Source organism: Streptomyces sp. NPDC004065 (assembly GCF_044903565.1).
GTDB lineage: Bacteria > Actinomycetota > Actinomycetes > Streptomycetales > Streptomycetaceae > Streptomyces.
On sequence record NZ_JBJDQT010000010.1, the window covers coordinates 162,842 to 188,966 of the forward strand.

Consider the following 26,125-nt stretch of genomic DNA (forward strand, 5'->3'; position numbering starts at 1 on the left):
ACCGCCCGCACGGACAGCCCCACTCCGCCCCACCCCGCCCGGCCCGCGCCGTGCGCCGCCCCGCCCTGACCCGCCGCACCCGGCAAGCGCTTCCCGGCAAGCGCCCGCACCCTGCCACCGGCCCTGTACCACGCCCACCGCCGAGGGGAACCCACATGGCACCGGAACCACCACCGGCACCACCGGCACCACCACCGGCACCACCACTGCTCACCATGTCCGGGATCACCAAGTCGTTCCCCGGCGTCCGCGCCCTCGACGGCGTCGACCTGGACGTCCAGGCCGGCGAGGTGCACTGCCTGCTCGGCCAGAACGGCGCCGGCAAGTCCACCCTCATCAAGGTGCTCGCCGGCGCCCACCAGCCCGACACCGGCACGATCCGCTGGCGCGGCGAACCGGTCGCCCTGCGCTCGCCGATCGCCGCCATGCGCCTGGGCATCGCCACCATCTACCAGGAACTCGACCTGGTGGAGCACCTGTCGGTGGCGGAGAACATCCACCTCGGCCACGAGCCGACGGCCGCCGGCTTCGTCGTACGGACCAGGGCCGCGCACACCGCCGCGGCGCGGCTGCTCGAACGCCTCGGGCATCCCGGGATCGACCCGGCGCGCCCGGTCGGCCGGCTGCCCGCCGCCCAGCAGCAGATCGTGTCGATGGCGGGGGCGCTCTCCCACGACGTGCGGCTCATCGTCATGGACGAGCCGTCCGCCGCGCTCGACCCGGAGGAGGTCGACAACCTCTTCCGCGTAGTCGGCGCCCTCACCGCCGACGGCGTCGCCGTCGTGTACATCTCGCACCGGCTGGAGGAGATCCGCCGCATCGGCGACCGGGTCACGGTCCTCAAGGACGGCCGCGCCGTCGCCGGCGCACTGCCCGCCAGGACCACCCCCACCCGCGAACTGGTCGCCCTGATGACGGGCCGCACCGTCGAGTACGTCTTCCCCGGCCGGCCCCCGGCACCACCGCGGGGCGCCCCGGTGCTCCAGGTCAAGGGGCTCGCGCGCGAGGGGGAGTTCGAGGCGCTGGACCTCGATGTCCGGCCCGGCGAGATCGTCGGCCTGGCCGGTCTGGTCGGCTCGGGGCGCTCCGAGATCCTGGAGACGGTCTACGGCGCCAGAAGGCCCACGGCCGGCCGGGTCCTGGTCGGCGGCCGCCCGCTGCGCCCCGGCAGCGTACGGGCGGCGGTCCGCGCCGGAGTCGGGCTGGCGCCCGAGGAGCGCAAGGCCCAGGCCCTGCTCATGCTGGAGCCGGTCACCCGCAACGTCTCCGTGTCCACCCTCGCCCGCTTCGCCCGCGGCGGCTGGATCGACCGGCGCGCCGAACGGGCCGCGGCCCGCGCGGCCACCCGGGAGCTGTCGCTGCGGCCCGACGACCCGTCCGTGCCCGTGCGCACCCTGTCCGGCGGCAACCAGCAGAAGGCCGTCCTCGCCCGCTGGCTGCTGCGCGGCTGCCGGGTGCTGCTGCTCGACGAGCCCACCCGCGGCGTCGACGTCGGCGCCCGCGCCGAGCTGTACGCGGTGATCCGGCGGCTGGCCGGCGAAGGCCTCGCCGTGCTCCTGGTCTCCAGCGAGGTCCCCGAGGTGCTCGGCCTCGCCGACCGGGTCCTGGTGCTGCGCGAGGGCCGCGTCGTGCACACCGCGCCCGCCCGCGACCTCGACGAGCACCGCGTGCTCGACCTCGTCATGAACGCACAGCCCGCCGTTTCCGGTGAAGGGAGCCCGGCCCCATGACCCAGCACGTCTCCCCGCCCCGGGACGGCACCGGCAAGGCCGCACCCCCGCCCCGGCGACCCGCCTGGCGCGCCCTGGCCGCCCGCGCCGACGTCCGCACCCTCTCGCTGCTCGGCGTGCTCGCCGTGCTGGTCCTGATCGGCGGGGTCACCAAGCCGGACGAGTTCCTCGACACCCGCAACCTCCAGCTCGTGCTCACCCAGGCCTCCGTCATCGGCGTCGTCACCGTCGGCATGACCTTCGTGATCACCTCGGGCGGCATCGACCTGTCCGTCGGCGCGATCGTGGCGCTGGCGTCGGTGTGGGCCACCACGGTCGCCACCCAGGAGTACGGCTTCGGCGGCATCCTGTTCACCGCGGTCCTCGTGGGCCTCGGCTGCGGCCTGGTCAACGGGGTGCTCATCGCCTACGGCGGCGTGGTCCCCTTCATCGCCACGCTCGCCATGCTGGCCTCGGCGCGCGGCCTCGCGGTGCAGATCACCGACGGCAGGACGCAGATCGTCACCGTGCGCGCCGTCCTCGACCTCGGCGAACGCGACGCCTACGTCCTCGGCGTCCCGCCGCTGGTCCTGGTCTTCGCGGTCGTCACCGTCATCGGCCGGCTGCTGCTCAACCGCACCACCTTCGGCCGCCGCACGGTCGCCGTCGGCGGCAACCCGGAGGCCGCCCGCCTCGCCGGCATCGACGTACGCCGCCAGCGGCTCTACCTGTACCTGCTGTCGGGGCTGTGCTGCGGCATCGCCGCCTTCCTGCTGGTGGTGCTGTCCGGCTCCGGCCAGAACACCAACGGCAACCTCTACGAACTCGACGCCATCGCCGCCGCGATCATCGGCGGCACGCTGCTCACCGGCGGCCGGGGCACCATCACCGGCTCCGTGCTCGGCGTCCTGGTCTTCACCACGATCACCGACATCTTCGCCCTGAACAACCTGCAGAGCGACGTCCAGCAGATCGCCAAGGGCGCGATCATCGTCGCCGCCGTGCTGGTCCAGCGCCGTACCGCGAGCACGACCTGAGGAAAGGGTTCACCGCCATGTCACAGCTCTCCAGCACGTCACAGCTCACCAGCCGAAGAGGACTGCTCCTGACCACCGCGGCGGTCTCCGCCGGAGCCCTCCTCACGGGATGCACGAGCAACGAGCCGGCATCGGACAAGCCCGCCGGGAACGACCAGCCGGCCGCCTCCGACAAGCCCGGCAAGCACGTCACCATCGGCTTCGCCGGCCCGCGGGCCGACCACGGCTGGCTCAACGCCATCAACGACAACGCCAAGAGCCGCGCCGGGACGTACTCCGACGTCACCCTGGAGATCACCGAGGGCTCCAACGACACCGCCACGCAGATCGGCCAGATCGAGACCCTCATCAACAAGAAGGTCGACGTCCTGGTCGTGCTGCCCGCCGACGGCAAGGCACTCACCCAGGTCGGGCTGAAGGCTATGCGCGCCGGCATCCCGGTGGTCAACCTGGACCGCGTCTTCAACACCCCGCAGGCGTACCGCTGCTGGATCGGCGGCGACAACTACGGCATGGGCCTCAACGCCGGCCACTACATCGGCGAGAAGCTCAAGGGCAAGGCGGGCGCCCGCGTCGTCGAACTCGCCGGCCTGGACAACCTGGAGCTGACCCGGCAGCGCACCCAGGGCTTCGACGACGCGCTGCGGAACTACCCCAACATCAAGAAGGTCGCCCGGCAGGCCGCGGAGTTCACCGTGGAGTCCGGACAGGCGAAGATGGCCCAGCTCCTGCAGGCGCAGCCGGAGTTCGACGCGCTGTGGAACCACGACGACGACCAGGGCGTGGGCGCGCTGCGCGCCATCGAGCAGGCCGGCCGGGACGACTTCCTGATGGTCGGCGGCGCCGGCGCCCTGTACGCCTTCCAGGCCATCAAGCAGGACGACGGCGTGCTGAAGGCGACCGTCCTCTACCCGCCCACCATGGCCGCCTCCGCCGTCGACCTCGCCCGCGCCCTCGGCCAGGGCAAGGGCGTCGGCGGCCTCGCCGAACACGAGATCCCCGCCTCGATCACCCTCTACTCCGCCGTCGTCGACAAGGACAACGTCGACCGCTACATGCCCACCGGCTTCCGCTGAACCGGCCCGCCGGCACCCCCCACGGCGCCACCACTTCCAGGACGAGGAGGACATCCGGATGGGACAGCCGCAGCAGCCGCCCCTGCGCATCGGCATGGTCGGCTACGCCTTCATGGGCGCCGCCCACTCCCAGGGCTGGCGCACCGCGGGCCGCGTCTTCGACCTGCCCCGCAGGCCGGTCCTCGCCGCGATCTGCGGCCGGGACGCCACCGCCGTACGGGCGGCGGCGTCCCGCCACGGCTGGGCCGCCACCGAGACCGACTGGCGCGCCCTCGTCGCCCGGGACGACGTCGACCTCGTCGACATCTGCACGCCCGGCGACAGCCACGCCGAGATCGCGCTGGCCGCGCTCGCCGCGGGCAAGCACGTGCTGTGCGAGAAACCCCTCGCCAACACCGTCGAGGAGGCGACGGCCATGGCCGAGGCCGCCCGGGCGGCCGAGCGGAACGGCCAGGTGGCCATGACCGGCTTCAACTACCGCCGCCTGCCCGCCACCGCGCTCGCCCGGCGCATGGTCGCCGAGGGCCGGATCGGCACCCTGCGGCACGTCCGGGCGGCCTATCTCCAGGACTGGCTGACCGACCCGCTGTTCCCGCTGACCTGGCGGCTGCGCAGGCAGGCCGCGGGCTCCGGGGCGCTCGGCGACCTCGGCGCGCACATCGTCGACCTCGCCCAGTACCTGGCCGGCGAGGAACTGGAGGGGGTCTCGGCGCTCACCGAGACCTTCGTCGGCCGCCGCCCGCTGTCCGCCGGCCCGGCCGGCGCCCCGGCCGCCGCGTCCGCGGCCGGCAGCGGGGAGATCACCGTCGAAGACGCCACCGTGCCCGCGGCCGGCACCGGGGAGGTCACCGTCGACGACGCCGCCGTGTTCACCGGCCGCCTCGCCTCCGGCGCCCTCGCCTCCTTCGAGGCCACCCGCTACGCCACCGGCCGCAAGAACGCCCTGCGCATCGAGCTCAACGGGGAGCGCGGCTCGCTCGCCTTCGACCTGGAGCGCCTCAACGAACTGGCGTACCACGACGGAACCGAGCCCGCCGCCCGCGCCGGCTTCCGCCGCATCCTGGTCACCGAACCCGACCACCCCTACCTGGAGGCCTGGTGGCCGCCGGGCCACGGCCTCGGCTACGAGCACAGCTTCGTCCACCAGGCCCGCGACCTGGTCCACGCGGTCGCCGAGGGCCGGCGACCGGAACCGTCCTTCACCGACGGCCTGCAGGTGCAGCGCGTGCTCGCGGCCGTCGAGGACAGCGCCCGGAAGAACTCCGTCTACACACCCGTCCACGCACCCGCCGTGGGCTGAGGAGGCCTGAGAGGACATGCCCCGCAGATTCACGCTCTTCACCGGCCAGTGGGCCGACCTGCCCCTCGAGGAGGTGTGCCGCCTCGCCCGCGACTTCGGCTACGACGGCCTGGAACTCGCCTGCTGGGGCGACCACTTCGAGGTGGACAAGGCGCTCGCCGACCCCGCCTACGTCAAGTCCCGCCACCAGCTCCTGGACCGGTACGGCCTGAAGTGCTGGGCGATCTCCAACCATCTGGTGGGCCAGGCGGTGTGCGACGCGATCATCGACGAGCGCCACCGGGCGATCCTGCCCGAGCGCATCTGGGGCCACGGCGAGGCGGAGGGCGTACGGCGGCGGGCCGCGGCCGAGATCGCCGACACCGCCCGCGCCGCCGCGGCCCTCGGCGTGGACACCGTGATCGGCTTCACCGGCTCGGCCATCTGGCACCTGGTCGCCATGTTCCCGCCCGCCTCCGAGGCGATGATCGAGCGCGGCTACGAGGACTTCGCCGAGCGCTGGAACCCGATCCTGGACGTCTTCGACACCGAGGGCGTGCGCTTCGCCCACGAGGTGCACCCGAGCGAGATCGCCTACGACTACTGGACGACCCACCGGGCCCTGGAGGCGATCGGCCACCGCCCGGCCTTCGGCCTGAACTTCGACCCCTCCCACTTCGTGTGGCAGGACCTCGACCCGGTCGGCTTCCTGTGGGACTTCCGCGACCGGATCTACCACGTCGACTGCAAGGAGGCCCGCAAGCGCCTGGACGGCCGCAACGGCCGGCTCGGCTCCCACCTGCCCTGGGGCGACCCCCGCCGCGGCTGGGACTTCGTCTCCGCCGGACACGGCGACGTCCCCTGGGAGGACGTCTTCCGCATGCTGCGCTCCATCGGCTACGACGGCCCGGTCTCCGTCGAATGGGAGGACGCCGGCATGGACCGCCTCCAGGGCGCCCCCGAGGCGCTGACCCGCCTGAAGGCCTACGACTTCGACCCCCCGACAGCCTCCTTCGACGCGGCCTTCGGCAACTGACCCGGGCCCGACCACGCCACGTCGGGGAGCGCACACCCTCGGTACGCGCTCCCCGACGACGCCCAACCCCACACCCGACCGCACATCCAGCCGCACCCCCACCCGCCCACGCACGCCCCGCACCCCACCTCCGCAGCCCTCCCACGGACGGGAAAACGCAGGTGAAAGGCACCGCGAATCCTTGGTATGGTTGTTCCTGTCACCGCGGGCGACACCCCGCGGGCGACACACACCTGGTCCGGGTGGCGGAATGGCAGACGCGCTAGCTTGAGGTGCTAGTGCCCTTTATCGGGCGTGGGGGTTCAAGTCCCCCCTCGGACACTCGCTGTAACAATACGGATTCGAGGGCCTCGACCTAATGGTCGCGGTCCTCGTTGCGTTGTCGTAAGGTGTTGCCGAACTGGTTGCCGTAGAAGGTGCGCTGCGGTTCTCCGATCACGACGGCGTCGAATCCCCGGTTCGGGTCTCGTAGGGCCTGAAGGAGTTCGTTGGCGCGGGGCCGGCGCTGCCAGGGCAGGGAGCGGCTGTGGCCGACGTCGAAGTACTCGGCGACGACATGGCCTCCCGCGGGCTCGATCAGGGCTCGAGCACGAGTGAGCTGCCAGTTTTCTTGCGACGACCGGTTGAATCCGCCCAGTTCGGGTTCTGGGCGTTCACCTAGCGCGCGCATGCCTCCGGCCTGCTGCCCTCCATGGGCTCTATCGGGACTGGGTGGATAACACGATGATGGAGTCCTTCTGGGCGGGTCCAGGTTGAACTGCTCAACCGCAGACGGTGGCGGACACGTCTAGACGTCCACCGCGCTCTTCGAGTACCCGGAAATCTTCCATGACCGACAGCGCAGGCACTCAGCGCTTGGCGTCAGTAGCCGACACCAAACGTCACCTCGCTACGGCCGTTTCCGGACTATAAGGGACGAGGCCGAGTCTGGGCGCGTCTCGATACACCCACGTGATCGACATGTCCAGATATTCGGCGGTCTGCTTGGCGTTCATGTACTGCGTGGGTATCCAAGGCCTCCAGGTTCCGCAAGTCGAGAAGGCCTGGGCCTCCGATGCAGACCGCGGTTTGCCGAGGCGGCACATTGAATGCTGATGAAACGCTCCCTCCTGATTTCCGAGAACCGGCATCTGAACCCAGGGTGGCCGGGCAGCCGGATCGCCCCGGCCGCCCGGCCGTGCCGCTCGGTTTCTTCGGGCGCTACCCAGCCGCAGGATCCTGACGCCGGGGCACGGCCAGGCCGTCGGTCTCGTGGACGAGTTGCTGGAGAAGACGCGTCACTGTCATCACGCGCGCCAGGCGTTCAAAGTTGTTGGGGACGAGCAGCCAGTAACTGTGCGGCACGGTTCGGTCCATGCCGCGCAGACGCACCAACCCGGGTGTACTCGCTCCGATATAGGTGGGCAGGAACGCCAAGCCCATCCCTCTCTGCGCCGCATTGATCTGAGCCGAGATGCTGTTGGTCTGAATGTGTGGAACAGCGTCCGGGACGAGTGTGTAGAGAGTCTTGTAGGTGTCGGGACCGAGAGCCTCGTCGACATACCAGATCAGATCGAAGACCTCGGTGAGCTCCTCCGGCCGGCTCACCTGCGGCTTTTTGGCCAAATAGTCGGGGGATCCGAAGAATCCGAGCCGGTAGTCGGCGAGTTTGGACACCTTCACACCGCGGGCCTGCGGGCGTTCGATGGTGACCGCCACATCGAACTCGCGTGATGTCAAAGAGGCGTGGCGGTTCGCCGTCACCACCTCGACGACCAGATTCCCGAGCTGATGCGCGAATTGCCCAAGGTTGGGGACCAGCAGGTAGGAACCGAATCCGTCCGGGGCCACGACGCGAACAGAGCCGGTCAGGTGCTGACCGGTGAGCAGGCAGTCCTCGTTGGCTGCACGGACGGCGGCTTCGACCGCCTCCGCGTGCGCGAGCAGGCGCAGGCCGGGCTCGGTGAGCGTCCACCCGGACGGCTCCCGGTGGAACAGCCGTTGCTGGACGGACTGCTCCAGCCGAGAGATGTGCCGGCCGACGGTGGTGTGGTTGAGCTCCAGTACCTTCGCGGCCTCCGTGAGCCGACCGTGCCGGGCCACCTCCAGAAAAATCCCCAGGTCATCCGCGCGCACCATGCGAGGCACGTTACCCCTGAAATGCCTCGGTGCACATCGAGCGGGACCGGTTTTTCAGTGGAGTCGGGGGCGCACCCCGTGACTCGGCCGGTCCGGTCGGCTCGTCACGTCCCCGTGAGGCGGACGAGTCGCTTGTAGCAGCACAGGGCAGCGGCCAAGCCGAGAAACGCCAGGTGGTTCCGGGGGTTGCGCTCGTAGCGGGGGCTGGGGCGGCGGTAGCCGGACAGCCAGGACATGGACCGCTCGATGACCCAGCGGCGTCGCCCTAATCGTTCGCTGGACTCGATGCCCTTGCGGACGATCCGTACTCCGATGCGCTTCCACCGAAGCCATTTGCACAGGTTGGACCGATCGTAGGCTTTTGTCCGCATGCAGGCGCTGGGGCTTGAAGTACCGGCCGTTGTGAGGGTCGTGTCTTGTTTGGTGACCCTCGACCACGGGCTTCAGCCCTTCGCTGCCGTGGGTGTTGGCGGCCGAGACGCCGACGAGAAGAGGCAGTCCGTTCGCGTCCGGCAGGACGTGCACCTTGGAACCCGGCTTGCCCCGGTCCACGGGGCTCGGACCTGTGTGTTCGCCCCCTTTTTGGCCCTGACATGGGCGGTGTCGAGCACGACGCGGGTGACGTCGATCAGGCCGGCATCGTCGAGCCGGTGCAGCACGGCCTCGTGCAGCCGACCCCAGACACCGGCCCTCGACCAGATGAGGAGCCGCCGATGGGCGGTCGACTTCGAGACGCCAAAGCAGGGTGGCAACGCGCGCCAGGCACAGCCGGACACCAGGACGTAGATGATCGCCGCGAACAGCGTCTCCTCAGGCGTGTCCTGCGTTCCGCCACCCTGCGGCCGCACCTTCGACGGCGGGATCAGCGGTTTCGCGATCTCCCACAACCCGTCCCGAACAATCCAACTCCACGTACCCCACCCCATGACGGGTTCAACGACACCTCACCACATAGGACATGGTCCAAGGCAGCGCGTCGGTTCGCCGCGCCGTGCAGTCGTCGAACGAGCTCGGCGGGGGCGCGGTCAGGGTTTACCCGGCGTGACGCCGAGCATCCGCGCAGGTCAGGGGGGCCTGTGCAGTTTTGCACAGGCCTCGGCGGGGTTGGTTATTGCTGATGGCCACCAGGTGGCCGCAGGCTGACTACAACTTCGCCGTGACCGCAGTCACAAACTGCGCCAAGGGGTTCGGAGGCTGGGGACGCCGCCCGATCGGGCGAGTCGCTCTCCGAGCAGCGCGCGATCCAGGAGACGTGTCCGCCTTCTCGCAACCAACGCCAGTGATTGGTGAAAAGCAATGGCTCAGAAATCCGGTCTGCCGTCCCGGCAGAATTCCCCCCGTATGGTCGCCGTGGGAAGCTTCGTCGGCACCACGATCGAGTGGTACGACTTCTTCCTCTACGGGACCGCAGCCGCCCTGGTGTTCTCTCCGCTGTTCTTCCCGCAGGTTTCCCCCGCCGTGGGGCTGATCGCGTCGTTCGCGACCTACGCCGTGGGCTTCCTGGCCCGTCCGCTCGGCGCACTCGTGGGCGGCCACATCGGTGACCGCGTCGGACGCAAGACGATGCTCGTCGCCTCCCTGCTCATCATGGGCGGTGCCACCGGCCTGATCGGCGCGCTCCCCACGTACGACCACGTCGGCATCGTCGCTCCGCTGCTGCTGCTCTTTCTTCGGCTCGCGCAGGGTTTCGGCGTCGGCGGGGAATGGGGCGGTGCGGCGCTGATGTCCGTCGAGACGGCGCCCCCCGGCAAGCGGGGGCTCTACGGCTCCTTCACCCAGATCGGTGTCTCCGGTGGCATGCTCCTCGCGGTCGGCGCGTTCACGCTGGCCAAGACGTCGATGAGCAGAGACGCATTCCTCAGCTACGGCTGGCGCATCCCGTTCCTGCTCAGTGCGCTCCTCGTGCTCGTTGGCTTCGTCATCCGTGCCAGGCTCGTCGAACCGGAGTCGTTCCAGCGGCTCAAGGAGGAGAACGCGCTACCGGAGAACCCGCTCAAGGAAGTGGTCAAGAGCGAGCGCCGGTCCATCTGGCTGACCATGGGCATGCGGATGTCGCAGAACACGGTGTACTACCTGTACACGACGTTCGGCATCGCCTACATCGCACGGTCGGTCGACTCGGGCTCCGGCATCGGTCTGTACTCGGTGCTGATCGCCAGTGCCATCGGTCTCGTCTCCGTGCCGCTGTGGGCAGCCGTCTCCGACCGGATCGGCCGCCGCCCCGTCTACTTGTTCGGCACCGTGACGAGTGCCCTCTTCATCACTCCGTTCTTCCTCCTCGCCGACACCGGGAACCCGCTGCTGATCGTGCTCGCGATGGTGGTCGGCCTTAATCTCTTCCACGACGCCATGTACGGCCCCCAGGCGGCGTTCTTCTCCGAACTCTTCTCGGCCCGGGTCCGGTACAGCGGAGCCTCCATGGGCTACCAGTTCGGGTCGGTGCTGGCCGGCGGCTTCGCACCGCTGATCGCCACCTCGCTCCTGGCCGCCAACGACGGCCGGCCCTGGTACATCGTCGGCTACTTCCTCGCCCTGAGTGTGCTGACCTTCATCGCGACCTACCTCGCCCCGGAGACCAACGACGACAAGTCGGTCACGGTTCCGGCACAGGCGACGCGGGCCTCCTCCTCCTCACTGGCCTAGCCGAAGGGCGCATCCCCCAAGACGTGGTGGGCCGGCAGTCCGGCGGCCGGCCCACCGTCACCACGCTGCGCGCAGTCGTCATGCGCGTACGCCCCACACAAGAGAGGCAACACCATCATGACCACCTCCTCCACGTCCGGTGTGATCAACGGCGTCGACACCGGGGCGCTGTTCGAGACGATCGAGGCAGTGCGGAACGAGCCGGCTCTGGCCCAGGTCACCTTCACCCTCGGGTCGGAGTGGGTCGACGGGTGCCACCAGAGCGCGAGCACCGGCCCTGTCCGGCAGAACGGCTCGGAGATCGAGACGAAGACCGCGCGGTACTCGCTGGAGTCCGATGAACCCGCCGCCCTGCTCGGCACGGACAAGGCCGCAAGCCCTGGCGAGTACATCCTGCAGGCGCTCGCCGGCTGCTACGCGGTGACTTTCGCCGCCAACGCCGCGTCGCGGGGCATCGAGCTCTCCACTCTCAGGTTCGACCTGGAGGCCGACTTCGATCTCCAGGGATTCCTGAACCTTGACGACACGGTCCGTCCCGGCGCCCAGGAGGTCCGCGTCACCGTGCACGCCGAGTCGCCCAACGCCAGCCGGGCGCAGCTTGAGGAGCTGACGCAGGCGGTCCAGCAGCGCTCACCGATCCGGGACACGCTCGCGAGCGCGGTCCAGGTCACCACGAGCCTGGCCTGAGCCATGACGTTCCCACTCACTATGGAGCACCTCCTGTGGCGCATGCGGAACGTGCACCGCGGGTCCGAGGTGGTGGCCGTGGTTCCCGGGGGCACCGAGGTCCAGCGGGCGAGCTTTCCGGAGACGGCGGCCAGGGCACGTGCCCTCGCCGTCGGCCTCCGGGCCGTCTACGGGCTCGACACCGGATCGGTGGTCGCGGTGCTGGCGTTCAACACCCGCCAGCACCTGGAGATCCTGCTCGGCGTCCCGACGGTCGGCGCGGTGGTGGAGAGCATCAACATCCGCACCGGCACCGACGTCATCCTCGACCAGCTGTCCGCCTCGCGACCCGGAGTCGTCCTGGTCGACCAGGAAGCGCTGGACCACGCCATCGTGGGCCCGACCGCACGGGCCGTCCTCGAAGCCTGCCGGGCGGCCGGGCGGCCGACCCTCGTGATGGATTCACACACCGGCACAGGGCTGCGGGACATCATCGCCGCGGGGGAGAGGGAGCCGTCTTCCGTGGCCCAGGTGAGCGAGAACGACGCCGCCTACCTGTACCACACCTCGGGGACGACAGGCCGCCCAAAAACCTACACCGTCACCCACCGCGACGCGGTCCTGCACGCGCTCAGCCAGGCGACCACGGTGGCCGCCGACCTGCGTCCCGAGGACCGCGTGCTCCCGCTCGCCCCGTTCTTCCACGTCAACGGCTGGGGACTGCCACTGACCTGTGCCATGACCGGATCCGACCTGGTCCTGATGGGCGCGGACGCGAGTGCCGCCTCCGTGGTCGACGTACTGGAAGCCCAGTCCGTGACCGTGGCCGCCGCCGTCCCCACGGTCTGGTACGACGTCTGCGAGATCGCCCGGCAGCGGCGCGCGGAACAGCCGGCGGGCGGCGGCGCCCCCCGAACGGCACTGCGCGAAGTCCTCACCGGCGGCAGCGTGGTACCCGCCTCCGTGGCGGCCGCCATCGAGAACCACCTCGGAGCACGCGTGGCCACCGCCTGGGGCATGACCGAGACGATGGCGTGCAGCACCTACGAACGCGAAGACCCGTCCAGCGACGCGGGTCTGCCGATCCCGCTCGTGGAAACGCGTGTCGTGGATGTGCTGGAAGACCAGGGCGGTGACATCCGGGGCCGGCTGGAGGTAAGGGGAGCGTTCGTCGTCGGCGCCCGGAACACCGACCACGGTGACCAGGGCTGGCTGGATACCGGAGACATCGCCTCCATCGGGGAGGACGGCCGGCTGCGGCTGCACGACCGGCAGAAGGACCTCATCAAGTCCGGAGGCGAGTGGATCGTCTCCGCCGAGCTCGAACAGAGACTGTGCGGCCACCCCGGGGTCTCCAGCGCGGCGGTCGTGGCGCGTCCCCACCCCCGGTGGATGGAGCGTCCCGTCGCCTACGTGGTGCTGCGACCGGGCCTGACGGCCGAGGAGGTCTCGCCCGAGGACCTGCGCGAGCACCTGGCGGCCGAACTCCCCAGATGGTGGCTGCCCGATGACATCACCATCACCGACGACCTGCCGCGAACCGCCGTCGGAAAGGTCGACAAGGCCTTTCTGCGCCGCGCCCAGGGCGACCGGGAAACGGCGGGTGCCGCGCGGGCTCCGGGCGGTTCCGACCCATCCGATGACGGACACGAGAGTGAGACAGCAGCATGACCGAGCCACAGACGGAATTCGTCGGCGTCGAGCAGCGCGGCGAGGTCGCATGGGTGACCATCGACCGGCCCAAGAAGCTCAACGCCCTGTCCACCACCTTGATGGCCGAGCTGGCGGAAGCACTCCGGCAGGTCGAGGCGGACGAGACGATCAAGGTCGTCGTACTCCGCGGCGGTGAGAAGGCGTTCAGCGTCGGCTACGACATCGCCGAGGAGGTGGAACTCGGAGTCAGCACCGCCGAACAGTGGCACGCCGGGCTGGCCAACAACATCGGTCTGACGATGCAGGTCTGGGGTCTGCGGAAGCCGGTCATCGGCGCGGTGTCGGGCTGGTGCCTGGCCGGCGGGTGTGAGCTGGCGATGGCCTGCGACATCCTGATCGCCACCCCCGACGCCCAGTTCGGTGAGCCCGAGATCCGCTTCGGCTCCGGCCCCGTCACCCTGCTGATGCCGTTCCTCATCGGCCAGAAGGCCACCAACGAACTCCTCTACACCGGCGACATCGTCACGGCCGAGCGGGCGCTGCAGCTCGGCCTCATCAACCGGGTGGTCGAGCGTGAGTCCCTCGACGACGAGGTCGACCGGCTCGCCCGCAGGATCGCCCTCACTCCGCTGTCGATCCTGCGGTATACCAAGCGCGCACTCAACGCCGCCTACGAGCAGATGGGCCTGCGCGACGCGGTGTCGGCGAACCTCGACATAGCTGCGGTACTGAACTCCGCCGAGACACCGGAGCGCGCCGAGTTCACCCAGCTCGTCGCCACCAAGGGCCTCGGCGCCGCACTCGCGTGGCGGGACGCCCGATACGCCGACACCGAGTGATCCCCTGTCGTCCGGCCCGGGCCCCGTCACCCAGGGCCTGACCCGGGGCCCCTCCACGGTGCCGGTGGCCCCCTGCCGCCGGCACCCCGCCCCTCCGACCGCCAAGGAAAGAGCCCATGATCAACATCGTGCTCATCGGCCCGCCCGGTTCGGGCAAGGGCACCCAAGCCGCCCAGGTGGCGTCCCGTATCGGAGTCGCGCACATCTCCACCGGGGACATCTTCCGCGACCACGCGCGGCGTCGGAGCGCGCTGGGTGTCGAGGCCGAACGCCACATGTCCGCCGGGCAGCTCGTTCCCGACGAGATCACCATCCAGATGCTGGCCGAGCGGCTGACTCACCCCGACACCGAGCCCGGGTTCATCCTCGACGGCTTCCCGCGCACGACGAGTCAAGCGGTCGCACTCGACGAGATGCTGGCCCGCCGCGGCCGTGTCCTCGACGTGGTCCTCGTCCTCGACCTGCCCGTCGAGGAGGCGATGGCCCGCATAGCGAACCGGGCACGGGATGAGGACCGTCACGACGACGGCCGCTCCGTCGCCGCGCGCCGGCAGTCGGTCTACGCGGTGCAGACGGCGCCGCTGATCGCGCGCTACGCGGCCGCGGGACTGGTGTCACGGATCGACGCGCTCGGGTCCGTCGCCGACGTCTCCGCCCGCATCGACGAGGCACTACTGAGCACCGCACGCCCGCTGGACACCTCCCGGCCCGAGACGCCGGTATCCACGACGCACTGAAAGGGCAGCACACCATGGCCGGACCCACCGAACGCACCTCCGTCGCGAACACCGCAACCGCGACCACCGACATAGGCTCGCTCCCGCCCTTGGGCGAGGTGCCCGCCAAGATGCACGCGCATGCCGTACGCCCCGACCGTTACGGCGATCCGGCGACCGCCTTCCGGCACGAACTCGTGAACACCCCGGAGATCGGCCCCGACGAGGTACTGGTCGCCGTGATGGCCGCTGGGGTCAATTACAACAACGTCTGGGCCGCCCGCGGCTACCCGGTCGACCAGGTCGCCGTCCGCAACCGGCGCGGCGAGCCCGAGGACTTCCACGTCGGCGGCTCGGACGCGTCCGGCATCGTGTACGCCGTCGGCTCCGCCGTGTCGGACTGGTCGGTCGGCGACCACGTCGTCGTCCACCCGGGCGTCTGGGACGAGAGCGACCCGTGGATCGCCCGTGGCAAGGACCAGATGATCGCCCCCAGCGCGAAGATCTGGGGTTACGACACGAACTACGGGGCGTTCGGCCAGTTCGCCCGCGTCCAGGCCCACCAGCTCATGCCGAAGGCGGAGCACCTCTCCTGGGCCGAGGCCGCCGCACCCACCCTTGTCGGCACCACCGCCTACCGGATGCTCTTCGGCTGGGCGGGCAACACCCTGGCCGAGGGTGACCTCGTGCTGGTCTGGGGCGGCTCCGGCGGGCTCGGCACCCAGGCCTCCCAGCTGGTCAACGCCGCCGGCGGCCGCGCCGTCGCGGTCGTGTCCGGTGACGACCGCGGCGAGTACGCCATGAAGTACGGGGCCATCGGCTACATCGACCGGCGGAAGTTCGACCACTGGGGCATTCCGCCGCTCGTCGACGACAAGGCCGGGCAGAAGGCCTGGACCGCCGGTGTACGCGCCTTCGGCAAGAACCTCTGGGACCTCGCCGGGGCGCGGGAGGACCCGGCCATCGTGTTCGAGCACCCGGGCGCGGCCACCATCCCCACCAGCATCTACGTCTGTCAGCCCGGCGGCATGGTGGTGATCTGCGCCGGCACCACCGGGTTCGACGCGATGGTCGACCTGCGCTACCACTGGACCCGGCAGAAGCGCCTGCAGGGTTCGCACGGCACCAACGACGCCCAGGCCTACGCCTACAACGACCTGGTCCGGGACGGAAAGATCGACCCCTGCGTCGGCCGGGTCCTGCCCTTCGACGACATTCCCCGCGCCCATGCCGAGATGGGGCGTGGCGAAGAGGTGTTCGGCAACACCGTGATCCTCGTCGGAGCCGCTGACCCCGAAGCCGGTCGCCGGTGATCCGGTAGACCGCTCATCGCACGTCCCCTGCCACAAGCCGCCGCGACCGGCCCGCAGGTCGCGGCGTCCCACCCGCCTGCCCCGAGCAAGGAGTACCCCCGATGACCGAGGTGCTTGCCTCCCACCCGACAAGCCCCGAGGCGGCCGCCGACGCTGCGGAGTTCGTCGAATTCGAACGCCGCGGACGGGTCGGCGTGATCACCCTGAACCGCCCCGAGGCCCTCAACGCGCTGTGCGACCAGCTCACCCGGGAGCTCACCGGCCTGCTGGACGCCACCGAGGCCGACGACGCGACAGCCACGGTCGTCCTCACCGGGAGCGCCAAGGCGTTCGCCGCCGGCGCGGACATCAAGGAGATGCGCTCCAAAGGGTTCGCCGACGTGTTCCTGGAGGACTTCATCACCGCGACCTGGGTTCGTCCGTCCACCGTCCGCAAGCCCGTGATCGCGGCGGTCGCCGGCTACGCCCTCGGCGGCGGCGCCGAACTCGCCATGATGTGCGACTTCATCATCGCCGCCGACAACGCCAAATTCGGGCAGCCCGAGATCGGCATCGGCATCCTGCCCGGCGCCGGCGGCACCCAGCGGCTGACCCGCTCGGTGGGCAAGGCGAAGGCGATGGACATGGTGCTCACCGGACGGATGATCGACGCGGCGGAGGCCGAACGCATAGGCCTGGTGGCCAGGGTGGTCCCCGCCGGGGACCTGCTCGCCGAGGCGGTGGCCGTCGCGGAGAAGATCGCGAGCTTCTCCCGCCCGGCGGTGCTGCTGGCCAAGGAGGCCGTGAACCGGGCCTTCGAAGGGCCGCTCGCCGAAGGGCTGCTGTTCGAGCGGCGAGCATTCCACGCCGCCTTCGCCACCGAGGGCCAGAGCGAGGGGATGTCAGCCTTCCTGGAGAAGCGGACCCCCGACTACTCGGGCCGCTGACCCCGACAGCAGGCCACTGAGCCCCCATCACCACGAGCCGAGGAGAGTCATGGCCACCATCACCCTTCCCGTCCTGCGCGTCGGAGGCGGCACCGTCGGTGACCTCGCCGACCTGGTCGCCACCCACGGCGGCAGCCGCCCCCTTCTCGTCACCGACAAGTTCCTGGAGTCCACCGGCGTCGCGGACCGTCTGCTGGACCAACTGGCCGAGGCCGGTCTGACTCCGCAGCTCTTCTCCGGGGTCGTGCCGGACCCGACCACGGACTCCCTCCAGGCCGGTCTCGCGGCCGTACGGCAGCACCGGGCCGACACCGTCGTCGGTTTCGGCGGTGGTAGCCCCATGGACACGGCCAAGGCACTCGCCTTCCTGGCCGTTCAAGGCGGACAGATGCGCGACTACAGGGCACCGCGGACCAACACCGAACCCGCGCTGCCCGTGATCGCCGTTCCCACCACCGCCGGAAGCGGTTCGGAGGCCACACAGTTCACGGTCATCACCGACAGCGCGACCGACGAGAAGATGCTGTGTTCCGGGCCGGCGTTCCTGCCGACGGCCGCGATCATCGACTACGAGCTCACCCTGTCGATGCCGGGGCGGCTCACCGCCGACACAGGAGTGGACGCCCTCACCCACGCTGTCGAGGCCTACGTCTCCAGAAAGGCGAACCCGTTCGCGGACGGCATGTGCCTGCAGGCGATCCACGCGATCGGCCGGAACCTGCGCCGTGTCTACGCCGACGGCTCCGACCGGGCGGCCCGTGAGGCCATGATGCTCGCATCGACCCAGGCGGGAATCGCCTTCTCCAACTCCAGCGTCGCTCTCGTCCACGGAATGAGCAGGCCCCTCGGAGCCCACTTCCATGTGGCGCACGGGCTGTCGAACGCCATGCTGTTCGCCGCCGTCACCGAGTTCTCCGTCGGGGCCGCCACCGACCGCTACGCCACCTGCGCCCGCGCACTGGGCTGCGCGTCCGACGGCGACACCGACGAGGCCGCCGCCGGGAAGCTGATCGAGGAGCTCAGGCAGCTCTGCCGTGACCTGGACGTCCCCACCCCCGAGTCCTACGGCATCGACGAAACGCAGTGGAGCGATCTGATCCCCACCATGGCCGAGCAGGCACTCGCCTCCGGGTCCCCCGGCAACAACCCCAGGATCCCGACCGCCGAGCAGATCGAGCGGATCTACGCGGCCGTCTACCGCTGACAGTTCCGGTGGCCTCCCCGGGAGCACACCCGCGGAAGACATCCGACGCGTGAACCGAAACAGGCCTCATCCCACCACACAGAGAGCACACCTCGTGACGAACACCACCCCTGAACAGGCCGCCACATCCCAGGACATGGGCGTGTCCATGATCGACCACTGGATCGGCGGAGCCCTCTTCACCCGTCACCAGAACGAGCGAGCCGACGTCTACAACCCGGCGACGGGCCGGGTCACCGGAAAAGTCGCCCTCGGTGACGCCTCGGACGTCGCCCGCGCCGTCGCCGCCGCGACCGAGGCCTTCCCGGCATGGTCCGCGACACCCGCCCATGTCCGGGCCCGTGTCCTCTTCCGCTTCCGCGAGCTCGTCGAACTCCACCGCGACCGGCTCGCCGAGATCATCACCAGCGAACACGGCAAGGTCTTCTCCGACGCTCGGGGCGAGGTCACCCGAGGTCTCGAGGTCGTCGAGTTCGCCTGCGGGATCCCGCAGTTGCTCAAGGGGGAGTTCTCCGAGAACGTGAGCCGTGCCGTGGACGCGGTCACCTTCCGTCAGCCGCTCGGCGTGGTGGCCGGAATCTCACCGTTCAACTTCCCGGCCATGGTGCCGATGTGGATGTTCCCGGTCGCCCTCGCCTGCGGCAACACGTTCGTGATGAAGCCCTCGGAGAAGGACCCGACGCTCAGCCTCGAACTGGCCAGGCTGCTCGGTGAAGCCGGTCTCCCCGACGGCGTCTTCAACGTGGTCAACGGCGGCAAGGCCGCTGTCGACGCGCTGCTGCAGCATCCCGGCGTCGAGGCGATCAGCTTCGTCGGTTCCACGCCCGTCGCCGAGTACATCCACACCACCGCGGTCGCCCAGGGCAAGCGGGTCCAGGCTCTCGGCGGAGCCAAGAACCACATGGTCGTCATGCCCGACGCCGACCTGGACCAGGCGGTGTCCGCACTGATGGGGGCGGCCTACGGCTCCGCCGGCGAGCGCTGCATGGCGATCTCGGTCGCCGTACCGGTCGGCGAGGGGACGGCGGACGCGCTGCGGGAGCGCCTGGTCGAGGCCATCGCCGCCCTCAAGGTCGGAGACGGCATGAGCGAAGGCGTCGAGATGGGCCCGCTGGTCACCAGGGAGCACCGCGACAAGGTCGCCGGCTACCTCGACATCGCCGCTGACGCCGGTGCCGAGATCGTCGTGGACGGACGCGAGGACGGCCGGCTGGCGGACGGCGAGGGCTTCTTCCTCGGTGCCTCGCTGATCGATCACGTCACCCCCGACATGCGTGTCTACCGGGAGGAGATCTTCGGACCCGTCCTCTCCCTCGTCCGCGCCGACACCTTCTCCCAGGCACTCAGCCTGGTGAACGAGCACGAGTTCGGCAACGGAGCCGCGATCTTCACTCGCGACGGCAGCACCGGACGGGCCTTCCTCGCCCAGGTGAAGGCGGGCATGGTCGGCATCAACGTCCCGATCCCGGTCCCGATGGCCTTCCACTCCTTCGGCGGCTGGAAGCGCTCCCTCTTCGGCGACCACCACATCCACGGTCCCGAAGGCGTCCGCTTCTACACCCGGAACAAGACCGCGACCACCCGCTGGCCGGCCGAGGCCCAGCTCACGGCCGACTACTCCATGCCCACCCACGCCTGAAACCGGCAAGCCCGTGACCAAAGTGACAACTGACGACGTCGTCGTGGAGCGCACCGGGCCCATCGGCAGGATCATCCTGAACCGGCCGCACGCCCTGAACGCGCTGACACTGCCGATGATCGAAGCCATCGACGCGGCCCTCGACCTCTGGTCGGGCCAGAATCTCCGGGCCGTCACCATCGAGTCCTCCTCCGACCGGGCCTTCTGCTCCGGTGGCGACATCCGCCAGGTGCGGCAGAACACGCTCGACGGGGACGCCGAGGCGAACGACCGGTTCTTCGCCACCGAATACGAGGTCAACCGCAAACTCGGTGACTATCCCGTGCCCGTCGTGTCACTCATCGACGGCCTCTGCATGGGCGGCGGCCTGGGCCTCAGCGTCCACGGCCCGTTCCGGGTGGTGAGCGAGAAGGCCTCCTTCGCGATGCCGGAGACCCAGATCGGCTTCTTCCCCGACGTCGGCGGTTCGTACTTCCTGCCCCGCCTGCCCGGACACATCGGAACGTATCTGGGCCTGACCGGCTCACGCATCGGGGCCGCCGACGCCCTCGCGATCGGCATCGCCACCCACGCCTGCTCGCACGAGCTCATCGGATCGGTTCCCGAACTCCTCGCCGAGCACGACGGCCCGGTCGACACCCTGCTGAAGGACCTCGGTCCCGCGACGCTCCGGGGGAGTGCGCTCATACGGCACCGGCACCGGATCGCCCACTGTTTCGCGGCACCGGAGCTCGACGGACCGGACGGCATCGTGCGGCGCCTGGAAGGGGACGCGACCCCCTGGTCCCGCGAGACCCTGGCGATGCTGCGCAGCGCCTCGCCGTACAGCCTCGCCGTCACCACGGCCCTGCTGGCCTGGGGCCGGGAACGCTCGCTCGGCGCCTGTCTCGCCATGGAACGCGCCGCGGCCCGCCACGTCGTGACCACCCCGGACTTCGTCGAAGGAGTCCGCGCGGCGCTGGTGGACAAGGACCGACACCCCAGATGGGCCCAGACCCCCGCGACCGTACCCGACTTCGATCCTGGAGCGTGCGCACACGCATGATGTCCGCCGACGCGTCGGGTCCGACCGCGACGACCGGGCACCGGCCATGACCTCGTCGCCCCACCCCGGCCGCGAGGCCGGGGCACGTCGGCAGCGAGCGCTAGTGGCCGTCGTTCAACTAGCCACTCTCTCCTGCTGGTTCTCGGCAACCGCGGTCGCTCCCGCGCTGCTCGCCGCTCGCCGCGCTGGACCTCACGTCGGCCCGTCGGTCCTCCTCACCTCTTCCGTGCAGATCGGGTTCGTCGTCGGTGCCACCGTGTCCGCCATGACCAGCCTCGCGGACCGCGTCGCCCCCGCGCGGCTGGTCGCGATCAGCGCGGCCCTGGCCGCCCTGTGCACGGCGGCGCTGGCCCTGTTCGCCCGCGGCTTCGCCGATGCCCTGGCCCTGCGGGCCCTCACCGGCGTGGCTCTGGCCGGTGTCTATCCCATCACTATGAAGCTGACCGCGTCCTGGTCCTCTCCCGCGGACCGAGGCAAGGCGTTCGGTGTGCTCATCGGCGCACTGACCCTGGGCTCTGCCGTGCCGCACCTGATCCGTGGCATGGCGGATCTCCCGTGGCGGAGCGTCCTGCTGGTCGCGGCGGTGGTGACGGCGACGGGGGCCCTCATGGCCGCGACCACGCTGCGGGCCGGCCCCCGAGACACCCGGACGGCCTCCCGGCTGAACCCCCGCCCTTGCGCCATCAAGACCGTATCGTCATCGGTCGACTCGCCCCTCGGAGCCTTCCCTGCGCCACCGCGACCGTATCGTCAGCCGTCAACTCGCCCCTCGGACACTCCTTATGACGGTACGCAAGCGAGGGCCTCGACCTAACGGTCGCGGTCATTGCTGCGTTGTCGTATGTGATCGTGATGCCCAGGGCGTCGTAGAGGCGCTCCTTCGTGTCGGCGTCGGCGGCCTGGATACGTTGAGCGATCTCTCCGAGTCTCTCAGTAGTCTCCCGGATCTGGCGGGAACGTGATTGATTGTGCTGCTGTGACTGACTCATGGGCAGAGCCGGGGTGCGGGAGCCGCGGTCGGATGCTGGACGGCCGCGCCGGGGACGCTCCGGGGCGGCCGCGCCGGGGACGCTCCGGGGCGGCCGCGTAGGAGTCCGGCAGCGCCGGTCAGTTGCGACGGTGCGCCGACTCCTCCAGCCGTTCGACGAGTGCGGCAGCCATGGCCTTGATGGTTTCCAGCCCTTTGCGCCCCCACGGCTGTGGGTCCTGGTCGACCACGCAGATCGTGCCGAGCACCACGCCGGTGCTGTCTATCAGCGGTGCGCCCAGGTAGGACTGGACGCCGATCGCGTCGACCACCGGGTTACCGGCGAACCGCGGGAAGTCCCGGATGTCCTCCAGCACCAGCGCCCGGCGGCGCTTGACCACGTGCGGGCAGATGCCCATGTCGATGTCGCGGGGCATGACGCGGCCGGGCACCGGGTCCTCCAGCAACGGCGGTCCCACGTGGACCGTGGTGTCCTGCGCGGCGCTGTACAAGCCTGCGAAGTACTGGCGGTCGGCGTCGAGGAAGAAGTTGACCCCGGCGTAGCAGCCGCCGGTACGGTGCGCCAGTTCCCGTGCGAAGGCGTCGAGTTCGGCATCCGGACGGGCATCGATGCCCAGCTCGCGCAGCCGCTCGGATCGGGCACGCACCTGTGGGTCCTCCGGGGGGAGGAGCAGGTGGCGCAGGGCGATCCCGGACTCAGGCCCGGAGGAGGGGTTGGTCGGTGTCGGTGCCATGGGAACTCCTTGTCGTGAGCAGATGCTGAATCAGTTCGAGCAGCACGCGGATGCCCGAGCTCTGGACGCGGGCGTCGCACAGCACCACCGGCACCTCCTGACTGAGGTCGAGCGCGGTCCGCACTTCCTCCCCGCGGTAGCGGTGGGCCCCGTCGAACTCGTTGACGGCAACGACGAAGGGCATGCCGCGCCGCTCGAAGAAGTCCACCGCCGCGAAGGAGTGCTCCAGCCTGCGGGTGTCGGCGAGAACCACCGCCCCGAGCGCTCCCTCGGAGAGTTCGTCCCACATGAACAAGAAGCGCTCCTGCCCGGGCGTGCCGAACAAGTACAGGACGTGGGACGGACTGAGCGTGATACGGCCGAAGTCCAGGGCCACCGTGGTGGTGGCCTTGTTCTCCACTCCGTCCAGCCGGTCCGTGGCCGCGCTGACGGCGGTCAGCATCTCCTCGGTGCTCAGCGGCTCGATCTCGCTGAGCGCGTTGACGAAGGTGGTCTTTCCCACGCCGAACCCGCCGGCGATCAGCACCTTGATGCCCACTGGCAGGACTTCGGCCGGCAGCCGGTCACAGTCGTTTGAGGAGGCCATCGCGTACCGCTTCCAGGAGGTCTCGATCAGGTCGTGCGTCAGGGCCCGGGGACGCCGGGTGCGCATCGCCTGTGACCACCGCGCCTCCCTCGGCCAGATCGGAAAGCAACACCTTGGCCACGGCGGCGGGCACCTGCATCCGGGCCGCGACCTCGGCGACGCTCACCGGCCGGTCGCACAGCGCCAGCACCTGCGCATGCTCCAGGCCGAAGGCGCCCTGTGTCTGGGAGCCAGTGGCCCGCACCATGGTCACGAGCGTGAAGTGGGACGTGGCCCTGGTCCGGCCATCGCTCACCGTGTAGGGACGGACCAGCCGCCCGGCCGCTTCGTCGACCAGCGGTCCGTCCGGGAGGACCGGCGTCATGGGTCATCCCACCGGGTGCCGGGGCGGTGTGGCCAGGTGAGGGCGCACACTCTTGACCATCATCCCCATCTCGTAGCCCAGCACCGCCGCGTCGGCCTCGCGTCCGGCCAGCACTGCCAGCACCGCGCCGTGCCCGGCGGACGAGACGAACAGCAGCGAGGTGCTGAGCTCTGTCACGATCTGTCGTACGTCACCGCCGTCGTCGAAGTGCCGGCCCGCGCTGCGCGCCAACGAGTACAGCCCACTGGCGAGGGCGGCCAACTGGTCCGCGGCGTCCTCGTCAAGCCCCTCCGCTGCCTTCACCAGCCCGTCCGAGGACAGCAACAGGGCGCTTCGGGTGTGCGGCACCCGGTTCACCAGACCCGTCAACAGCCAGGAAAGGTCTTCGCTCGCCACGATCGTGTAACTCCTCTTCTGCGGAAGGAAACAGCTTGCTGGACGGGGCCCGGGGCCTTCAGGTCGGCTCGGCTGTCAGGGCGTCCCCGCTTCCTCGGCCCTGCGCATTCCGGTCTGGAACGCGGCCATCAGGCCCGGGTCGTGTGCGATGTCCTCGGAGACACCGGTGCTGGGGGCCGCGTGCGGCCGTTCGGTGGCGTGGCTCCGGCGGCGGCGCTGAGGCAGTTGCGGACGGTCGTCCGCGCCGTCGGAGGGCGCCGGGGCGGGCTGGGGTTCGGAATCGCACTCGCGCGGATCCGCAACGACCTTCACTGTTGCCCGGGGGTCCGCCGCCTCGGGTTCCACCGGGTCGGGCGGCCCCGCGTCAGGGGTCGGGACGGTGTGGTGCGCGGGCGCGGGAACTGCCGGCTGCGAGCCCAGCAGTGCGCTGGGCAGCACCATGACGGCCTGAGTGCCGCCGTAGACGTTGCTCAGCAATTGCACGGCGATGTCGTGCCGCTGAGCCAGGACGGAGACCACGTACAGGCCGATCCGGCCGTCCTGCAGCAGCTCGCCCAGGGCGACCTTGTCGGGTGCGCTCAAAACGGTGTTCATCTGATGGCGCTCGGCCGGGGACATGCCCAGACCCCGGTCCTCGACCTCGATCGCCACCCCCGCGGCGACGGGCTCCACCCGCACGTGCACGGTGGTCTGGGGCGGTGAGAAGACCGTCGCGTTCTCCAGCAGCTCGGCCAGCAGATGGACGACGTCGACCACGGCGTGGCCGCTGACGGTTCCATCGATGGGCGGGACCAGCTTGACCCGGGCGTACTGGTCGATCTCGGCGACGGCGGAGCGCAGCACGTCGGTCAGGCCGACGGGGCGGGTCCACTGGCGGTGGGTGTTCGCGCCGCCGAGCACGGCCAGGTTCTCGGCGTAGCGGCGGATCCGGGTGGACAGGTGGTCCACTCGGAACAGCCCTTTGAGCAGGTCGGGGTCCTCGACCTCGTTCTCCAGGTCGTCCAGCAGGCCGATCTCCCGGTGCACCAGGGACTCCAGGCGGCGTGCCAGGTTGGCGAACACCTCGAACTGCTCCAGCCGGGCGTTGTGTTCCGCACCGACCGCACCGGCGGCGGTCTCCAACAGGGCTGCCTCCGCCTCCTGCCGGGCCGCCGCGATCTCGAACCCCAGGCGGGAGAGTTCGTCCGGGCCGGTCTGCGGCGGCAGTTCTGGCCGGCGCCGCGCGGGCCGCTCCCCGTCCCGCAACCGGCGGCACAACAACTCCAGTTCGGCCCTGCCCTCGGCCGTGGTACGGGCCAGCTCGGCGAGCTCGGCACGGTTCCGGTCGGCCTCGCGAAACAGCTCCGCCCAGTGTTTGGTGACTGCTCGTGCCTCCGCCGAAGCCCTTATGCCGGCGATCCCGGCCGCCATGGTGCCGATGAGCACCGCGCCGCCGAACACCATGACCTGGTCCGCCCCGTCCAGGTGGCCGTCGCGGGCCAGGGCGGTGGCCACCGCACCGGCCACGGCGACCACGCCCGGCGGCAGCACGGACGACAGCACCAGACGCCGCCTCAAGGCCCCGGCTCGCGACTCGGCCGTCACACGGGAGATCAGGGGCGACGTCGGCCGGTCGTCCGGCGACATGGAAGGATCAGGCATAACAGTCCCCGGACAGTGCGGTGATCGGGCCGAACGCGCACGTTATCGCGCACCAGGCCCCCGGTGTCAGCCCCCTGGCGCGCACAGAAATCGAACCGTTGTCGTCGAGTTCGCCTCGAAGCGCCCGTCCCAGGCGTGCGAGTGTGGAAAAGGGACACCAGCACCGGGGGCAGCCTTCGTGCCCGCGGCCGTCCCCAGCAGGCTGGTGCGCATATCTCCGCCAAGCTGCCCGCGGAGTACATGGCCGGGATCGCGCCGGAGCGACTGGCCGAGCAGTGGATTCCCGACGACCCGGAGCTGCGGTCCCTGGACCGCTTCCCCGAATTCCTGGCCGCTCGGAGACATCTGATGGCCAACGCCCTCAACCGGTTGCTGGGCCTACCCGACCACACCGGTCAGGCCGTCCGCCAGGAGATCGACGAGCCGCCGGCCGACGAAGAAGTGATCGCGGAGGAAGCGGACGCGCCGGCAGCGGCCCGGAGCTGATGCCCAATGCTCTGCAGGGAGCCGTGTGGAC

Annotated in this window: 23 protein-coding genes, 1 tRNA gene and 2 pseudogenes; 18 read left to right on the top strand and 8 right to left on the bottom strand. The window is 70.2% G+C overall.

From position 1 onward, the window contains the following. Positions 1–215 precede the first annotated feature (215 nt). The 6 genes from ACI2LW_RS14150 (at position 216) to ACI2LW_RS14175 (ending at position 6,458) form a co-directional block, all read left to right on the top strand. The gene (locus tag ACI2LW_RS14150; RefSeq protein ID WP_404731447.1) at positions 216–1,730 is read left to right on the top strand and encodes a sugar ABC transporter ATP-binding protein; all 1,515 of its coding nucleotides are present in this window, start codon (positions 216–218) and stop codon (positions 1,728–1,730) included. After that, on the top strand, positions 1,727–2,746 hold the full coding sequence (locus ACI2LW_RS14155; protein WP_404731448.1) for an ABC transporter permease: 1,020 nt from the start codon (positions 1,727–1,729) through the stop codon (positions 2,744–2,746). Before ACI2LW_RS14150 ends, ACI2LW_RS14155 begins: the two co-directional genes overlap by 4 nt. Positions 2,747–2,763: 17 nt before the next feature. Then, positions 2,764–3,822: a substrate-binding domain-containing protein gene (locus ACI2LW_RS14160; RefSeq protein WP_404731449.1), complete on the top strand. Its 1,059-nt coding sequence runs from the start codon at positions 2,764–2,766 to the stop codon at positions 3,820–3,822. 58 nt (positions 3,823–3,880) lie between these two features. Continuing rightward, a complete protein-coding gene (locus ACI2LW_RS14165; RefSeq protein ID WP_404731450.1) occupies positions 3,881–5,122 on the top strand; it encodes a Gfo/Idh/MocA family protein in 1,242 nt (413 codons plus the stop codon). 16 nt (positions 5,123–5,138) lie between these two features. Continuing rightward, complete coding sequence (locus ACI2LW_RS14170) at positions 5,139–6,137, top strand: sugar phosphate isomerase/epimerase family protein (protein ID WP_404731451.1); 999 nt, start codon at positions 5,139–5,141, stop codon at positions 6,135–6,137. Between the two features lie 236 nt (positions 6,138–6,373). Beyond that, positions 6,374–6,458, top strand: a tRNA-Leu gene (locus ACI2LW_RS14175). Between the two features lie 34 nt (positions 6,459–6,492). On the opposite strand, the gene ACI2LW_RS14180 is transcribed toward ACI2LW_RS14175, so the two are convergent. The 3 genes and pseudogenes from ACI2LW_RS14180 to ACI2LW_RS14190 all read right to left on the bottom strand — a co-directional run bounded on the left by ACI2LW_RS14180 (position 6,493) and on the right by ACI2LW_RS14190 (position 9,181). After that, positions 6,493–6,807, bottom strand: a complete 315-nt coding sequence (locus ACI2LW_RS14180) for a hypothetical protein (protein WP_404731452.1) — start codon at positions 6,805–6,807, stop codon at positions 6,493–6,495. 530 nt (positions 6,808–7,337) lie between these two features. Next, positions 7,338–8,255 carry a LysR family transcriptional regulator gene (locus tag ACI2LW_RS14185; protein WP_404731453.1) on the bottom strand — a complete coding sequence of 306 codons (918 nt, stop codon included), beginning with the start codon at positions 8,253–8,255 and terminating at the stop codon, positions 7,338–7,340. 104 nt (positions 8,256–8,359) lie between these two features. After that, a pseudogene (locus ACI2LW_RS14190) lies at positions 8,360–9,181 on the bottom strand (IS5 family transposase). Between the two features lie 415 nt (positions 9,182–9,596). Between ACI2LW_RS14190 and ACI2LW_RS14195 the strand changes: the two are divergent. From ACI2LW_RS14195 to ACI2LW_RS14245, 11 genes and pseudogenes are all read left to right on the top strand, one after another. Further along, positions 9,597–10,898, top strand: coding sequence for an MFS transporter (locus ACI2LW_RS14195; protein WP_404731454.1), 1,302 nt, complete (start codon positions 9,597–9,599; stop codon positions 10,896–10,898). A gap of 117 nt (positions 10,899–11,015) precedes the next feature. Then, a complete protein-coding gene (locus tag ACI2LW_RS14200; protein WP_404731455.1) occupies positions 11,016–11,585 on the top strand; it encodes an OsmC family protein in 570 nt (189 codons plus the stop codon). A gap of 3 nt (positions 11,586–11,588) precedes the next feature. Then, positions 11,589–13,235 (top strand): AMP-binding protein, encoded by a 1,647-nt coding sequence (locus ACI2LW_RS14205; RefSeq protein ID WP_404731456.1) that lies wholly within the window; start codon positions 11,589–11,591, stop codon positions 13,233–13,235. Continuing rightward, entirely contained in the window at positions 13,232–14,056 is an 825-nt protein-coding gene (locus tag ACI2LW_RS14210) for an enoyl-CoA hydratase/isomerase family protein (RefSeq protein WP_404731457.1), read from the top strand. Before ACI2LW_RS14205 ends, ACI2LW_RS14210 begins: the two co-directional genes overlap by 4 nt. Before the next feature lie 110 nt (positions 14,057–14,166). Then, positions 14,167–14,793 (top strand): annotated as a pseudogene (locus ACI2LW_RS14215) (adenylate kinase); the annotation flags it as partial. Between the two features lie 14 nt (positions 14,794–14,807). After that, entirely contained in the window at positions 14,808–16,085 is a 1,278-nt protein-coding gene (ccrA, locus tag ACI2LW_RS14220) for a crotonyl-CoA carboxylase/reductase (RefSeq protein WP_404731458.1), read from the top strand. Between the two features lie 101 nt (positions 16,086–16,186). Next, positions 16,187–17,011, top strand: coding sequence for an enoyl-CoA hydratase (locus ACI2LW_RS14225; RefSeq protein WP_404731459.1), 825 nt, complete (start codon positions 16,187–16,189; stop codon positions 17,009–17,011). Positions 17,012–17,060: 49 nt separating this feature from the next. Further along, positions 17,061–18,215 (top strand): iron-containing alcohol dehydrogenase, encoded by a 1,155-nt coding sequence (locus ACI2LW_RS14230; RefSeq protein ID WP_404731460.1) that lies wholly within the window; start codon positions 17,061–17,063, stop codon positions 18,213–18,215. Between the two features lie 136 nt (positions 18,216–18,351). Then, positions 18,352–19,854 (top strand): CoA-acylating methylmalonate-semialdehyde dehydrogenase, encoded by a 1,503-nt coding sequence (locus ACI2LW_RS14235; protein ID WP_404731480.1) that lies wholly within the window; start codon positions 18,352–18,354, stop codon positions 19,852–19,854. Between the two features lie 22 nt (positions 19,855–19,876). Further along, positions 19,877–20,899 (top strand): enoyl-CoA hydratase/isomerase family protein, encoded by a 1,023-nt coding sequence (locus tag ACI2LW_RS14240; RefSeq protein WP_404731461.1) that lies wholly within the window; start codon positions 19,877–19,879, stop codon positions 20,897–20,899. A 46-nt stretch (positions 20,900–20,945) separates the two neighbouring features. Beyond that, positions 20,946–21,713 carry an MFS transporter gene (locus ACI2LW_RS14245; protein ID WP_404731462.1) on the top strand — a complete coding sequence of 256 codons (768 nt, stop codon included), beginning with the start codon at positions 20,946–20,948 and terminating at the stop codon, positions 21,711–21,713. A 293-nt stretch (positions 21,714–22,006) separates the two neighbouring features. On the opposite strand, the gene ACI2LW_RS14250 is transcribed toward ACI2LW_RS14245, so the two are convergent. The 5 genes from ACI2LW_RS14250 to ACI2LW_RS14270 form a co-directional block, all read right to left on the bottom strand. Next, positions 22,007–22,621 (bottom strand): GAF domain-containing protein, encoded by a 615-nt coding sequence (locus ACI2LW_RS14250; RefSeq protein ID WP_404731463.1) that lies wholly within the window; start codon positions 22,619–22,621, stop codon positions 22,007–22,009. Then, positions 22,584–23,207, bottom strand: coding sequence for a GTP-binding protein (locus ACI2LW_RS14255; protein WP_404731481.1), 624 nt, complete (start codon positions 23,205–23,207; stop codon positions 22,584–22,586). Before ACI2LW_RS14255 ends, ACI2LW_RS14250 begins: the two co-directional genes overlap by 38 nt. After that, complete coding sequence (locus ACI2LW_RS14260; protein ID WP_404731464.1) at positions 23,185–23,571, bottom strand: DUF742 domain-containing protein; 387 nt, start codon at positions 23,569–23,571, stop codon at positions 23,185–23,187. Before ACI2LW_RS14260 ends, ACI2LW_RS14255 begins: the two co-directional genes overlap by 23 nt. Before the next feature lie 3 nt (positions 23,572–23,574). Continuing rightward, a complete protein-coding gene (locus ACI2LW_RS14265) occupies positions 23,575–23,967 on the bottom strand; it encodes a roadblock/LC7 domain-containing protein (RefSeq protein WP_263227256.1) in 393 nt (130 codons plus the stop codon). A gap of 75 nt (positions 23,968–24,042) precedes the next feature. Continuing rightward, positions 24,043–25,509 carry an ATP-binding protein gene (locus ACI2LW_RS14270; RefSeq protein ID WP_404731465.1) on the bottom strand — a complete coding sequence of 489 codons (1,467 nt, stop codon included), beginning with the start codon at positions 25,507–25,509 and terminating at the stop codon, positions 24,043–24,045. 339 nt (positions 25,510–25,848) lie between these two features. On the opposite strand from ACI2LW_RS14270, the gene ACI2LW_RS14275 reads away from it, so the two are divergent. Beyond that, positions 25,849–26,094 carry a hypothetical protein gene (locus ACI2LW_RS14275; protein ID WP_404731466.1) on the top strand — a complete coding sequence of 82 codons (246 nt, stop codon included), beginning with the start codon at positions 25,849–25,851 and terminating at the stop codon, positions 26,092–26,094. Positions 26,095–26,125: the final 31 nt, after the last annotated feature.